Source organism: Balneolales bacterium ANBcel1, assembly GCA_029688905.1.
GTDB lineage: Bacteria > Bacteroidota > Rhodothermia > Balneolales > Natronogracilivirgulaceae > SLLW01.
The window spans coordinates 1-13575 of the sequence record JARULB010000008.1 but is presented as its reverse complement, the minus strand read 5'-3'; the positions used below and the strand labels follow the sequence as shown (position 1 = coordinate 13575).

Sequence of the window (13575 nt, the reverse complement as noted above, 5' to 3'; positions counted from 1 at the left end):
ATTGGAAGCAACAAGAAAATCAGGCAGAAATCGTTCTAAAGTTACATGGTTGTCGATGCAGCATTAAGGTAACCCAACCATAACGGGCAGTAAAAATCACCAGGGAGTTTATCATGGCACACTTCAAAAATCTCTTAATAATTGCTGTCGCAGCCCTCTTTGTTACCGGATGCTACACACAGGTGCATGTAATCGATGATCGCCAGGCGCATTACGACTCCGAGCGTCATTCCGAAGAAGTCTATACGGTACAGGATGCGTACGACCTGGGCTACGATGATGGAATGGAAGACGCAACCATTTATTTCCGTGATTATTCCCGCAACCCGTGGCCGCGACAAGCGGGTATTCATTACGGGCACCGGTCTCACAGCATGTGGAGTCTGGGCTTTTCCATGGGGTACAGCAACGTATATTATGATCCCTATTTCGGAAACCATTTTTGGCCCATGTACGGATATGGGGCATATCACTGGAGAACCCGGCACTATCCATACGCCTGGTACCATTTAGGAGGGTATCATCACTATGGATGGCACAGATGGGGGCGACCACACGCTTATTACGGCATATTCGGGCCCCGTTATGTTGTGGTATACAATTACCAGAATGTCACCGGAGTTTCACCACACAGAACCCGTACCGTGCGCGGATCGGGTAGTGTAACCGCCACCCGCTCCACCGATTTCATAGCAAGGGATGCATCTCGTAGCAGTGTAAACAGAAGTACTGCCACAACACGCAGTGTTAATCGGGCAGCTCCTTCAACGGTTACCAGAAGCACAACTGCTGTAGCAAGAACCGATCGTTCGGGCGCTTCATCGGTTCGAACGGATCGTGCCGCCACTACAACCCGATCGCCCGCATCCGGGGTGCAACGATCTTCTCCGGCTACCACCACTACCCGCAATACAGGGTCGGTGACCAGGTCCACGACAAATACAACGCGCAGCACCGGCTCAGTGACCAGGTCCACGACCAATACCACGCGAAGCTCCGGATCGGTGGGTTCATCCGGATCGAGCAGGGGCAGCAGTGGGTCAGTGAGCAGAAGCGGCAGCTCGACAAGCCGTGGAAGCGGAAGCTCGGGAACCTCCCGCAGTCGTAATGACTGATATTTTACCGGATTTTTTGCATTGAGAGAATTCAGGGTGCACTCCTTTTGCACCCTGTTTTTTTTTGCAGATGAACCAGCCTGATGCAGCCTTCAACCTGGTGGTAGCTTTTATCACCCAATTTCCATCCTATTCCTTTATTCATGGCTATCCGTTTTTCTATTTCGCCCGTCCTGCTCGCCTGTCTTTTTTTGCTGACGGGCGCTCCGGCCGTTCAGGCTCAATACAGTTTTGACGCACTTCGCCTGTCACAGCAGGTCCCAGGTCAGGATCCCCACAGCATTGCACTGGGAAGCTCATCGGCAGCCCGCTTGCAGGGACTGGGGTCCTATCTTGTCAACCCGGCTGTTGCCGGCAAAATCGAGAAGAGTTTTTTTACCGCCGGGCTGGGCATTCGCGATGTTTCCCAGGAATCGACCTATCTGGGACAGACCACGTCTTTTGATGACAATCAAATCGGCCTGACCAACATCGGTTTCGCTTATCGGGTTCCGACTGCCGTTGGCAGCCTGGTGATTGGCGGTGGATACACTCAGACCGCCGACTTTAACAGCGCCTACAGTATTGATGCGTTCAACGATATGACCAGCCGCACCTATCAGTCGCTTACCGATTACACGAATGATATCGCCTATAACACCTTTGCCATAGACGACCCGCACGGTCAGCTTCAGTCGGTTTTCGATTATGGCGGTTTTGAAGGGGTGTTTCAATATGCGGAAACCACGCATCGGGGCCAGTCCGGTGAATACAGCCTGTTTCTGGCAACCGAGTTTCAGCAAGACCTCTTTCTGGGAGTTACGGCAGGCGTTCCCGTTTCCAATTACCGGTTCAACCAGGTATTTATCGAAGAGGCTCCCTGGGATATTAACCGCCAGCCTCTCTATACCGGAGAAGCAAATACCGGTACCTACAACATTGACCAGTTGCTGTTTGAGGAGCGGCTTCGTGTGAACGCCGTAGGCTGGAATTTCCGGGCAGGACTGCTCTATACCGGGTTATCCTTTGTTGATGTTGGTGCCAGCTATGCGCTTGGAACCCGCTGGAAAGTGGAAGAGCGCTTCGACACTTATTACCAGACCGAGTTTCTGGATGTCGTGACATTTGACGGTGTGGTTCAGACGGATAATGGCGATACCTTCGGCCCCGTTGTCAGTTCCGAGATTGAAGGAGAGTACTCCTACAGTGTTACCAGTCCTGCCCGCATCAACCTTGGAGCCGCAACAAAAAATCTGCCGTTTGTGGATGTATCCTTTTCCGCCGAGCGGATCAACTACAGCAGCATCCAGCTGGATGATTTTGACGCTCAGGACCGCCGTACAGAGATATCCGAGAACAATTTTATCAATGAAAACTTCGAGGATGTCTGGAATTTCAGAGCCGGTGTCGCCTTTACCACATTCGGGGCGTTTGAACCCCGTCTTGGGTGGGCTTATATGAGCAATCCCATAGGATACCTTGAAGACAATGACCGCCAGTTTCTCAGCGCCGGCCTGGGTATCGGCCTGCAGCAAAATATGAGCATCGACATTGCCGTCCAGTATGGGCTCTGGAATACCACCGAGGATGTCTATTATGTCGACGAGAGTACCGGTATTATTGTTGATGATGCCACCGGCTCACCTGTTACATTCTTCGAGACCGCAGACCAGGATGTGACGCGGCTGCATGCCACTGTAGGTTTGAATATCCGTTTTTGAGGTGTGATAAGGCTTGCTGTTTCCATGTCAGGCATTTCACGCCATCCGGTTCTGCTTTGGAGGAGTAGAGTGAACCCGAGCCGGCTCTTATCCGACACTCCGTCAATGCGATGCCACAAGGCAAATGGATATCCGTGTGTCTCTGGATTGAGCAGTGAACAAGCGGTGTAGCCGCCATACCAGTATCAAAACCGGGGAACCGGGCAACGCAGGTCGTTATCGGGGAAATGGAATCAGCACGTTTGCAATTGTCGAAGCGGATTAAAACTCGCGGTTTTTAAAATGAAGCTTCTTCGCCTTTTCTGTACTTATTCCCTGGGGGTTGAAGGTAAATACCGCGTTTTTGACAGTACGAACGACATGTGACGCCGTACTTCCCATCATAAGGTACTCCAGCCCGGACCTGCCGATCGATGACATGAATACCAGCTGATATGCTCCATCCATGGCCAGCTTCTCGATTTCCGCGTGCGGAGAGCGCTTTCCGGTAATCACTTTCGCATGAACCTGCTCCCGGATGTTCCTGAAATGCTCATCGGCAAGCGCCGAAAGTTCCTCTTCCCGTGACTGGATGGTACCCTTAACGGCGTTGGCATCGAAAAACTGCTCTTCACTCACAACATGCACCAGATCTATCGTGCCACCGGTAATCTCCGCAACACGGTTGGCAAAAGGAAATATCCGGAATGAGTTTTCCGAGAAATCGGTGGTTACCAGCAAGGAGGTCAACTCACCGAGATCGGACTCTTCGGTAACGGTGATCATCGGCTTGTTGCACATCCGCAATACCTTTTCCGTAACCGATCCCATCACAAATCGACTGAAGCCGGTACGGCCATGGGTACTCATGATCACCAGATCAAAATCTTTTGTATTGTAGGTGATGGCCCGGGCTGGATTGCCGACATCCAGCAGCGGTGAAGTTAACAGATCTTCCGGAACATGTTTCCGGGCCGCTTCCTGAAGCCTCCTGTTCAGAACTTTCTCGATCTCTGTGTATTTTTCATGCGGGGTAATGCCGGATCCCACATAATAAAACCCATCGAGGTCGGTCACCGGAATGTAGGCGTGAAAGGGCGTGATTGTGCCCTGAAACCTGGTTGCAAACAGGTTGGCCGCCTTGAGCGCGTGTTCGCTCAACTCGGAAAAATCAATTGGAACAAGGATTTTCGGGTTTTTCATGGCAGACTCTCTGATCAAAATGATGGATGAGTGACGACCGAACGGGATCTTCAGGCAGTGTTGCTGTATCTTGTTGTTGCGATCGGGATTCAACTGGAAATATAGGTAAACAGCGCGGTATTGGAAACAGGGCAGTACAGTTCTGAATAACGTTACCGGTACAGCGACAGCGGGTGGCTGTTATCTCCTGAAAAGTGTTCAGAAAGCGCAATATCACCTGAAATGACAACGCGGAATTTGACGATTTGCATAGAATGCACTAACATGTGCTGGAAACTCAAATTGAGCAACTCATGAATGATTTAGTCTGGAAAACAGTAACCCTGGAAGATGATGTTATTGCGAGCCATCGGATAGGCCCGTTGTCCATATATCTGAAAAAAGTATTTAATGACATCTGGGTGGCTGCCGAACGTGATGAAAGCGGCAACCATGACCCACTGCCCGTTCCCGAAAATCCGGACTGGATGCGGACGGCTCTGCCCAAAGCATATCATGAGTATACCTTTACTCCGGTATTTCCCGATCGGCCGGTCGTTGTAAACACTGAATATTCCTATCGGATTTATCCGGGTGGTAACGCGCGGGTATACTGCAGGGTGCCTGTTTTCGTGCGTATTTCACCGGTGGATAAGCCCGACCTGGTCATCGCCGAATTGCCGACACTCATACTCTCAGGCACCTGGTTCGGCATTTTTACCGAAGGGGAGCACTCCTACGCACTTTCTTCCACCCTGCGACGTGTGATAACCAGCGATTTGCACGAACCCCATCTCGTGATTTGTCCGATGGTCATCCACAATACCAGTGAAAGCGATTTGAAGTTCGAGAAAGTATGTCTGCGTTCGGAGCGCCTGTCCATTTACGAAAAAGACGGGGTGATGTGGGCGGACGAGACAAAAATCACTCATCATTCAGGAGAAGCACACAGCGATATTGAAATGAAGGGGGTGCTGCCGCCGGAGGCCGAAGGCGGAAAATTGTTGTCCGGGCCGCGGCTCAATGTTAAAAAGAGCCTGGCGGTCAGAACATTCAAGCTTCTGCGTGATTTTGGAATTGCCGGTCACTGATAACGATACGTTTAATGCCAGGAGGAAGGCACCATGGATTTTATTTCAGGCCTGTTTGAAGGATACTTGACCGAAGCCCGGTTACTACAGCTGATACGCGTCCTGTTTCTGATAGTCATTGGTTTTTTTGCGCTGATATTCATCCGTCGCTCACTGATACGGTATGTTTCAAAGCAATACAACGCGCATTATGGAATGCTGGTCGGCAAACTGGTTTTTTATTCCGGCGCGGTGCTTCTTGTGATCATGGTTCTTCACGATCTGGGATTCGGGCTTACACCTCTTCTTGGCGCTGCGGGTGTAGTCGGACTGGCACTGGGTTTCGCATCTCAAACAAGCATTTCGAATGTTATCAGTGGTTTTTTTCTGATTGCTGAACAGTCTTTCAAAGTGGGGGATGTGGTCAGCGTAAGTGGCAATGTGGGAATTGTACTTTCCATCGACACCCTGTCGGTCAAACTTCGCATGTTCGACAACCGCTTTCTGAGGGTTCCCAATGAGTCAATGATTAAATCGGAATTCATCAACATCACCCGGTTCCCCATCCGAAGGGTGGATTGCAACATCTCCGTGGCTTACAAGGAAGACCTGAAGAGGGTCAGTGAGGTGCTGTTTGATGTCGCGGAAAAAATCCCCTATTCCCTGCAGGAACCACCGCCATTGCTGATTTTTGACAAGTTCGGCAACTCATCCATCGACATTCTGTTTGTCGCCTGGGCCGCCAGGGAGGATTTTCTGAAACTGCGAAACGGGTTGAATATGGGTATCAAGGAGCGTTTTGACAAGGAGGGTATCGAAATTCCGTTCCCGCATGTGTCGGTTTATGCCGGATCTGCCAGCGAGCCGCTGCCTGTTGACCTGATCGGTTCCGGTAACCTGAAGACCCGAAGTACCTCATCCGAAAAGTAGCAACGAGTCGATACCTCACAGAAAGGGCGTGCTTTTTGAAGGGCAAAAAAGAGGGTAAACACCGGGAAGGTGATTGCTATTCGCCGCTGCCATTACCTTGCTTATGCTTGTGAAGCATGTCCTGAACCAGGTGATTGATGCCGAGCACCTTTTCAACATTCAGAACGAAGGCGATACCCTTGCCGGGTTTGTCAAGTTCTCCTGTTTTTACAATGGTTTCGAGTACCTCGTCGGTAATGGACTGTGGAACCAGAGTGAGAATCACCTCTTTTTCAGGTTCTATATTGAAAGAGAGCAGCCTGCCTCGTTCGTGTACTCCGGTGCCCCTGCCTGTTATGATGGTGCCCCCGGCAGCACCGGCTTTTCGGGATGCCGTAATGATTTCTTCACAAAATCCTTTGTCGACAATGGTGACGATCAGTTCAAACTGGGCGGTCTCATCCATGGCTTTAAGCGGTAAATCTTCGGGTTTATTCTTTTTCTTGTGCAAATGAACAGCACCGGTAAATCGCGTGATATCCAGAATAAACGCGACACCATTACCCGGCTTGCTCATTTTTACACTTTTGCTGATGATATCCAGCACCTCTTCGGCATGTTCATCGGACACAACGGTAAAGATGACATCCTTTTCAGGTTCCAGGGGAATCCCCCAAAACGTTTTACACTTCTCAATTCCCGTTCCCTGGCCGTGCATAATTGTGGCGCCCTCGGCGCGCTTCCGTTTTGAGGCTTTCACAACACGGGCGGTTTTGTCACGGCTTACAACCGTAACAATCAATTTCTGGCAGTTTTTTAAAATGTCAATCATTTCGGCGCTCCTTCCATGCGTATAGTAACCCGAGCGTAAGTACGGAAATAATGGGTGCCAAAGCAACCAGTGCAATCATTCCGAAGCTGTCGATCATCGGATTTCGGTCGGGGAGTGCTTCTCCTACTCCGAGTGCTATCGCCATAATAAACGTAACAGTCATCGGTCCTGTTGCGACCCCTCCGGCATCAAAAGCGACGGATGTGAATGTCGGAGAAGTGAAGTGCATCATAATCAACGCGATAATATAACCGGGAAGTACAAGCCAGACGATCGGAATGCCGACCAGCAGTCGAAGCATGGCCAGCGCGATAGAAACCCCAACACCGATACAGAGCGTGTAGAGCAGTACATTTTTCGGGATGTAACCGCCCGATACCTTATCCACTTCATGGTTCAGAATTCGTATGGCAGGTTCGGCAATGGTGGCGACAAATCCCAGTAAAAAACCGATCGGCACCAGGACCCAGCGGTAGTCTTTTGATCCGAGCACTTCGCCCATCAGCTTGCCGGCGGGTTCAAACCCGACATGAACCCCCTGCAGAAACAGTGTCAGACCGAAAAAAGCCAGTACGATACCCTTGATGATATCGGTCACCTTCTTCCACGGAATGCGAAGGAAAAGTACCTGGGCGATCAGGAAAAAGATAATGAGTGGTACAAGGGCAAAGACCACTTCGATAATGACACCCGTAATTCCGTTGAAAATTTTCAGTTCCATACTGTCCTATCCATAAATAATTCCGAGGATCAGAACGGCCAGTACCGGTCCGATGGAAGCCAGTGCAACAAGCCCGAAGCCATTGTCGGTTGTTTTTCGTCCGCCAAGTACTGCCGCCACTCCAACGCCATAGGCCAGAATAAAGGGAACGGCCAGCGGACCTGTTGTGACCCCGCCGGCGTCAAAGGAGATGGATACAAACTGTTCGGGTACAAATATGGCAAGGATGAACACCGCCAGATATCCACCGGTCAGCAGATATTTTATGGGGATGTCGTATATGATGCGGAGAATGGCTAGTCCGACGAATATGGCCAGGCCCAGGGCAACGGTATAGATCAGCAAATGGCGATTTACCTCGCCGTCGGAGACATTGTCAACATAATTTGCCAGAACACGAACATCCGGCTCGGCCACGGTTACTACGAATCCAAGCAGAAAGCTGATCAGTACAATTAGCCAAACCTTGCCCATTCTCGGTAAAGAGGAACCAATCATCTCGCCGATTGGCAACAACCCAATGTGAACGCCCAGGAGAAAAAAGATGAGTCCGGCCGATACCATAACCGCACCGATGATGAATTGCAGAAAATCTTCCAGGGGCAGCCAGATGATGGTAAACTGCAACAAAATGACAACAATCGTCACCGGCAATATGGCCTGAACAACTTCTCTAACAGTTTCCTGAAGATTTTGCATATGTTAATTCGTCTGTTACCGGTTGCTGTATGGTGAGAAGTGGTTATGGGGACAGGTTCAGCTCATTCTGAAAAATTTCTTTTTTTCCCTCAAATAGGGAATAAAAACCCTCCGAAGTGCATTCAGCTCAGGACTTTGCAGATCGGGGTCGGTCTGAAGCAGTTTTACGGCATTCTCTTTTGCAACCTCCAAAAGAAACTGATCGTTCAAAAGGTCGGCGTAACGGAACTCGGGGAGGCCGCTTTGCCGTGTGCCCAGAAAATCTCCGGGTCCGCGAAGTTTCAGATCCGCTTCGGCGATCTTGAATCCGTCGGTGGTTTCTTCCATGGTTCCGAGCCGGCTTCGGGCCTCCTTGCTCTGTTTGACACCGGCCATGAGCAGGCAGTAGCTCTGACGTTGCCCCCGACCGGTGCGTCCGCGAAGCTGGTGCAGCTGCGACAGGCCGAATCGTTCAGCATGTTCCACAACCATGATAGACGCATTGGGCACATCCACCCCAACCTCAATAACGGTAGTTGAAACCAGAATCCGGATTCGGTTACTGGAGAAATCCCGCATGATCGACTCTTTCTCGGTAGCTGTCATCCTGCCGTGCAGGAGACCGGTACGGTGATCCGGAAACTCGGCGCTGATTTGGCGGAAGCCTTCCGTGGCGTTCTTAAGGTCCATGGCTTCCGATTCTTCAATAAGTGGATACACGATGTAAACCTGGCCGCCGTCCTGCAGTTGCTCTTCGATAAACCGGTAGACCTTCGGTCGGTCGGCTTCCCGGACAACACGCGTGATAATCGGTTTGCGCCCGGGTGGCAGATCACGAATAATGGAGACGTCGAGGTCGCTGTACAGGGTCATGGCGAGGGATCGGGGAATCGGTGTGGCGGACATTACAAGGATGTGGGGGCGGTCACCTTTTTCGCGGAGAAGTGCGCGCTGCGATACCCCGAACCGGTGCTGCTCATCGATGATTGCCATGCCCAGCCGGTGAAAACGAATGGATTCCTGGATGATCGCGTGGGTGCCGACTACAATGTGGGCAGTACCGCCCGCGATATCGGACAGGAGGTCGTCTCTGAGGGCCTTTTTCTGATTGCCAACGAGCAGTCGGACATTTACCCCCAGCGGGTTCAGCCACCGACTCAATGAATGATAGTGCTGTTCCGCGAGTATCTCTGTGGGAGCCATTAAAACCGACTGGTAGCCGCTGTCCAGGGCCATCAGCATGGCGCCGATGGCGACGATTGTTTTTCCGGATCCGACATCCCCCTGGAGCAGCCGGTTCATCTGTTTTCCGGATCGGATATCTTTTTTGATGTCACCAAGTGCCGACTTCTGCCCTTCGGTCAGTTCAAAGGGTAACGTTTCTTTGAAAAACCGGTGGGTGGCAGGACGGGTTTCGGCCATTACATTGCCGGGCGCTTTTTCGAGCACATCCCGCTTGAGCGTCACGACACTAAGTTCGAAGAGAAACAGCTCCTCAAATTTGAACCGCTCAAGCGCCGCATGATGCTGTTTTGGAGACTGCGGTGCGTGAATCCAGCGTAACGCCTCTTCACGCAAGGGGTAGTTCAACTGTTTGAGCAGTGGCTCCGGAAGAAACTCCTGAAATGAGAGCTGGTCAAGTACGGTTAATATCCACTTACGCAGCAGCCCGGAAGTGATGTACGTTTTCTTGAAGAACTGATTTCCATGATAGACAGGAACGATTCCGGTGAAACCATCCTCATTCACGGAAGTATTGTGCCCGTTTTCATCTCCGGCCGACAGTTGCTCAACTTCAGGGTGTGCCATGGTGAGATAGCGGCCGTACCGTTTGACCGTGCCGTAGTAGGCGACCTGTTCTCCTTGTTTGAGACTCTTTTTAAAATAGGAGAGGCCTTTGAACCAGACTCCTTTCACCATACCGGTTTCGTCCTGGAGAACCGCTTCAAGCCGTTTTTTTCTTCCAAACCCACTCTCTCTGACAGAAGCCAGGGTTCCTGTTACCGTCACTTTTTCACCGGCACCCTGCAGGCTGCCGATCCGGAGTACGGTGCGTCGGTCGATGTAGGCTCTCGGGAAAAAAAGAGCCAGGTCGGCCGGAGTGAAAATACCGGCCTGGTTCAACGCTTTTTCCCTTGCCGGGCTGATTCCTGAAATGTTAGTAAGATTCAACTGTTATAATGATATATATCAGACGCATTAACAACAAGCCAAAAAGAGCGGTGTATTGGGTGCAAAAGTAAAACAAAGGCTGTTGTCGATCGATATTTGGATTATTGTATGACATTGTGTTTGCAAATGGCAGGGCAAATTCCATATCTTTTCAAACTATTTAACATCCATTTCAAACAGAATGAACCGTGCCAACGATACAGCAGCTTATACGTAAGGGCAGAAAGAACAAAACTAAGAAAACTACGTCTCCTGCGCTACAAAACTGTCCGCAGCGTCGCGGGGTATGCACTCGTGTATATACCACTACACCTAAAAAGCCGAATTCGGCATTGCGGAAGGTAGCTCGTGTACGTCTGACCAATGGAATTGAAGTGACGGCGTATATACCGGGCGAAGGCCACAATCTTCAGGAACACAGTATTGTGTTGATTCGTGGCGGCCGGGTGAAGGATCTGCCGGGTGTGCGATATCACATCATTCGCGGCGCGCTTGATACTGCCGGAGTGAGTGAAAGGCGTCAGCGCAGAAGCCTTTACGGCTCCAAGCGCCCGAAGCAGTAGGGTTTTGTAATGTTAACTTTTTAGTTATTTGACCAATGCGAAGAAGAAGTGCCGAAAAAAGAATAGTAAAGCCTGATCCGGATTTTTCGGATAAGTCCGTAGCGCGATTTGTGAACTGCCTTATGAAGGACGGGAAAAAAACCACAGCCCGCAGAATGTTGAAGCAGGCTTTTTCGGTGATAGAAGAGAAGACCGGCAAGGTTGGTGTAGAGGTGTTCAAGGACGCTTTGAATAATACCGCACCGGTAATTGAGGTGAAGAGCCGCAGGGTTGGCGGATCGACCTATCAGGTGCCTGTTGAAGTGCGCCCGGAGCGCAGTACGGCACTAAGCATGAGGTGGCTGATACGTTCGGCAAAAGCCAGAAACGACAAGTCCATGTCGGCCCGGCTTGCGCGGGAAATTATGGACGCCGCAAATAATGAAGGTGGTGCGGTCCGCAAAAAAGACGACACACACCGGATGGCCGAAGCAAACAAGGCTTTTGCCCATTTTCGTTTTTAGTAATTACGTTTACGCATAAGAATCATGGCAGCTACTGCAACAAGCAATTCAAAAATCACCGAGCAGATTAGAAAAACGCGTAATATCGGCATCATGGCGCATATCGATGCCGGTAAGACGACCGTTACGGAAAGAGTCCTGTTTTACACCGGAATCAGTCACCGACTGGGCGAGACCCACGACGGAGCGGCTACTATGGACTGGATGGAGCAGGAACGGGAGCGCGGGATTACCATTACCTCGGCGGCTACTACCTGTAACTGGAACGATCACAGGATCAACATCATCGACACGCCGGGTCACGTAGATTTTACTGTAGAGGTTGAGCGATCCCTTCGTGTACTTGATGGTGCCGTTGCCGTCTTTTGCGCTGTCGGCGCCGTCCAGCCACAGTCCGAGACCGTATGGCGCCAGGCGAACAAATACGGTGTGCCAAGAATGGCATTCGTTAACAAAATGGACCGTACCGGGGCCGATTTTTACAATGTTGTTGAGCAGATGAAACTCAGGCTCAATGCAACTCCTGTTCCGTTGCAAATCCCGATAGGCTCGGAAGCAGAATTTCGCGGAGTAGTTGACCTCATGAGCATGAGGGCTTTTGTATGGGATGATTCCACCCAGGGTAAGGAGTTCGCCGAGGTAGATATTCCAGAGGATTTGCAGGGCAAAGCGGATGAATTCCGCAAGATCATGATTGAGTCCATTGCGGACTATGACGACACCCTGATGGAAAAGTATCTGATGGAGGAAGAGATTTCCGTTGAGGAGATGGAGGCGGCGTTCCGCAAAGCGACGCTTGATTTGAGCATTACTCCCGTTCTCTGCGGTTCCGCTTTCAAGAACAAGGGAGTGCAGGCACTGCTCGATTCCACGATCAAATACATGCCTTCCCCGCTTGATGTTGATTCTATCGAGGGAATCAATCCGGATAATGAAGAGGAAAAGCGTGTTCGCAAAACCAGCATCGATGAGCCCTTTGCGGCACTGGCGTTTAAAATTATGACCGACCCCTATGTCGGTAAGTTGACCTTTATTCGTGTCTATTCCGGAGAACTGGATGCCGGTTCCTATGTGCTGAATGCATCCACCGGAAGAAAAGAACGAATCGGCCGGTTGCTGAAAATGCACGCCAATTCCAAAGAGGATATCGAAAAGGTTCGTGCCGGTGACATCTGCGCTGCGGTAGGGATTAAAACCGTGCATACAGGAGATACGCTGTGTGATGAAAAATCGCCGATCATCCTGGAGCAGATGGTGTTCCCCGAACCGGTAATCAAGCTTGCCGTGGAACCGAAGACAAAGGCGGATAACGACAAACTGACCACCGGCCTTGCAAAACTTGCCGAAGAGGATCCCACCTTCAAGGTGAATGTAGATGATGAAACCGCCCAGACAACCATTGCAGGTATGGGTGAGCTTCACCTGGAAGTAATTGTGGATCGGCTGAAGCGCGAGTTCAAGGTAGAGGCGAACGTCGGCCAGCCGCAGGTCTCCTATCGTGAAGCCATTACCAAGCCGGTAACCCATCGTGAAATCTACAAGAAGCAGACCGGTGGTAAAGGTAAGTTTGCCGATGTCCAGTTCGAAATCATGCCGATGGAAGGAAACACCGGATTCGAATTTGTTAATGAGGTGGTAGGCGGCAACATCCCCAGAGAGTATATCTCATCGGTGGAAAAAGGCTTTAAACTTGCGCTTAACAATGGAGTTCTGGCCAATTATAATGTGGAAGGGGTCAAGGTGCGGGTCTTTGACGGCTCCTACCACGATGTGGATTCAGACGCTGTCAGTTTTGAGATGTGTGCCAAGCTTGGATTCAAGACAGCTGCCCGAAAAGCCGCTCCGATACTTCTTGAGCCCGTCATGAAAGTAGAAGTAATCACTCCGGAAGAGTACATGGGTGATATCATCGGAGACCTTAACGGGCGACGTGGCATTATTGGCAAGATGGAAAACAGGGTCGAAGGATCGGTCATTGATGCGGAAGTGCCTTTGTCCGAAATGTTCGGATATTCCACGCATTTGCGTTCTCTGTCGCAGGGCCGTGCCGTCTACTCCATGGAGTTTGAAAAGTATGCGCCGGTTCCCGATTCCATCGCGAAGGAAGTCATTGAAGAAAAAAAATAACCTGAAAGCTCAATAGTTTTAGCT

At 50.7% G+C, this 13575-nt stretch carries 13 protein-coding genes; 6 read left to right on the top strand and 7 right to left on the bottom strand.

The genetic code is table 11. The annotated features are described in order from the left end of the window. Nucleotides 1-134 precede the first annotated feature (134 nt). Both QA596_11150 and QA596_11145 read right to left on the bottom strand, forming a co-directional pair. Nucleotides 135-353 carry a hypothetical protein gene (locus QA596_11150; GenBank protein MDG5768023.1) on the bottom strand — a complete coding sequence of 73 codons (219 nt, stop codon included), beginning with the start codon at nt 351-353 and terminating at the stop codon, nt 135-137. A gap of 248 nt (nt 354-601) precedes the next feature. Continuing rightward, nucleotides 602-1168, bottom strand: a complete 567-nt coding sequence (locus QA596_11145; GenBank protein ID MDG5768022.1) for a hypothetical protein — start codon at nt 1166-1168, stop codon at nt 602-604. 90 nt (nt 1169-1258) lie between these two features. Between QA596_11145 and QA596_11140 the strand changes: the two genes are divergently transcribed. Then, a complete protein-coding gene (locus tag QA596_11140) occupies nt 1259-2815 on the top strand; it encodes an outer membrane protein transport protein (GenBank protein ID MDG5768021.1) in 1557 nt (518 codons plus the stop codon). A gap of 261 nt (nt 2816-3076) precedes the next feature. Here QA596_11140 and QA596_11135 read toward each other — a convergent pair whose 3' ends face one another. Beyond that, nucleotides 3077-3997 (bottom strand): universal stress protein, encoded by a 921-nt coding sequence (locus QA596_11135; GenBank protein ID MDG5768020.1) that lies wholly within the window; start codon nt 3995-3997, stop codon nt 3077-3079. Nucleotides 3998-4290: 293 nt separating this feature from the next. Between QA596_11135 and QA596_11130 the strand changes: the two genes are divergently transcribed. Together QA596_11130 and QA596_11125 are read left to right on the top strand one after the other, a co-directional pair. Beyond that, complete coding sequence (locus QA596_11130; GenBank protein ID MDG5768019.1) at nt 4291-5067, top strand: hypothetical protein; 777 nt, start codon at nt 4291-4293, stop codon at nt 5065-5067. Between the two features lie 33 nt (nt 5068-5100). Beyond that, nucleotides 5101-5976 (top strand): mechanosensitive ion channel family protein, encoded by an 876-nt coding sequence (locus QA596_11125; GenBank protein MDG5768018.1) that lies wholly within the window; start codon nt 5101-5103, stop codon nt 5974-5976. Nucleotides 5977-6052: 76 nt separating this feature from the next. On the opposite strand, the gene QA596_11120 is transcribed toward QA596_11125, so the two are convergent. From QA596_11120 to recG, 4 genes are read right to left on the bottom strand one after another with little or no spacing between them, the layout of a single operon-like run. Continuing rightward, on the bottom strand, nt 6053-6787 hold the full coding sequence (locus tag QA596_11120) for a P-II family nitrogen regulator (GenBank protein ID MDG5768017.1): 735 nt from the start codon (nt 6785-6787) through the stop codon (nt 6053-6055). Beyond that, a complete protein-coding gene (locus QA596_11115) occupies nt 6780-7508 on the bottom strand; it encodes a DUF1538 domain-containing protein (protein ID MDG5768016.1) in 729 nt (242 codons plus the stop codon). Before QA596_11115 ends, QA596_11120 begins: the two co-directional genes overlap by 8 nt. 6 nt (nt 7509-7514) lie before the next feature. Next, on the bottom strand, nt 7515-8207 hold the full coding sequence (locus QA596_11110; protein ID MDG5768015.1) for a DUF1538 domain-containing protein: 693 nt from the start codon (nt 8205-8207) through the stop codon (nt 7515-7517). Nucleotides 8208-8264: 57 nt separating this feature from the next. After that, nucleotides 8265-10358 (bottom strand): ATP-dependent DNA helicase RecG, encoded by a 2094-nt coding sequence (gene recG / locus QA596_11105; protein MDG5768014.1) that lies wholly within the window; start codon nt 10356-10358, stop codon nt 8265-8267. Nucleotides 10359-10546: 188 nt separating this feature from the next. On the opposite strand from recG, the gene rpsL reads away from it, so the two are divergent. The 3 genes from rpsL to fusA are packed head-to-tail and all read left to right on the top strand — an operon-like array spanning nt 10547 to nt 13551. After that, complete coding sequence (gene rpsL / locus QA596_11100) at nt 10547-10921, top strand: 30S ribosomal protein S12 (GenBank protein ID MDG5768013.1); 375 nt, start codon at nt 10547-10549, stop codon at nt 10919-10921. Nucleotides 10922-10956: 35 nt separating this feature from the next. Beyond that, the gene (rpsG, locus tag QA596_11095) at nt 10957-11424 is read left to right on the top strand and encodes a 30S ribosomal protein S7 (GenBank protein MDG5768012.1); all 468 of its coding nucleotides are present in this window, start codon (nt 10957-10959) and stop codon (nt 11422-11424) included. Nucleotides 11425-11448: 24 nt separating this feature from the next. Beyond that, nucleotides 11449-13551 (top strand): elongation factor G, encoded by a 2103-nt coding sequence (gene fusA / locus QA596_11090; protein MDG5768011.1) that lies wholly within the window; start codon nt 11449-11451, stop codon nt 13549-13551. Nucleotides 13552-13575: the final 24 nt, after the last annotated feature.

What these genes read in the sequence shown, in the direction of transcription:
- QA596_11150 (MDG5768023.1), bottom strand. Translation starts at nt 353, where the DNA reads ATGAATACCCGCTTGTCGCGGCCACGGGTTGCGGGAATAATCACGGAA.
- QA596_11140 (MDG5768021.1), top strand. Translation starts at nt 1,259, where the DNA reads ATGGCTATCCGTTTTTCTATTTCGCCCGTCCTGCTCGCCTGTCTTTTT.
- QA596_11135 (MDG5768020.1), bottom strand. Translation starts at nt 3,997, where the DNA reads ATGAAAAACCCGAAAATCCTTGTTCCAATTGATTTTTCCGAGTTGAGC.
- QA596_11130 (MDG5768019.1), top strand. Translation starts at nt 4,291, where the DNA reads ATGAATGATTTAGTCTGGAAAACAGTAACCCTGGAAGATGATGTTATT.
- QA596_11125 (MDG5768018.1), top strand. Translation starts at nt 5,101, where the DNA reads ATGGATTTTATTTCAGGCCTGTTTGAAGGATACTTGACCGAAGCCCGG.
- QA596_11120 (MDG5768017.1), bottom strand. Translation starts at nt 6,787, where the DNA reads ATGATTGACATTTTAAAAAACTGCCAGAAATTGATTGTTACGGTTGTA.
- QA596_11115 (MDG5768016.1), bottom strand. Translation starts at nt 7,508, where the DNA reads ATGGAACTGAAAATTTTCAACGGAATTACGGGTGTCATTATCGAAGTG.
- QA596_11110 (MDG5768015.1), bottom strand. Translation starts at nt 8,207, where the DNA reads ATGCAAAATCTTCAGGAAACTGTTAGAGAAGTTGTTCAGGCCATATTG.
- rpsG (MDG5768012.1), top strand. Translation starts at nt 10,957, where the DNA reads ATGCGAAGAAGAAGTGCCGAAAAAAGAATAGTAAAGCCTGATCCGGAT.
- fusA (MDG5768011.1), top strand. Translation starts at nt 11,449, where the DNA reads ATGGCAGCTACTGCAACAAGCAATTCAAAAATCACCGAGCAGATTAGA.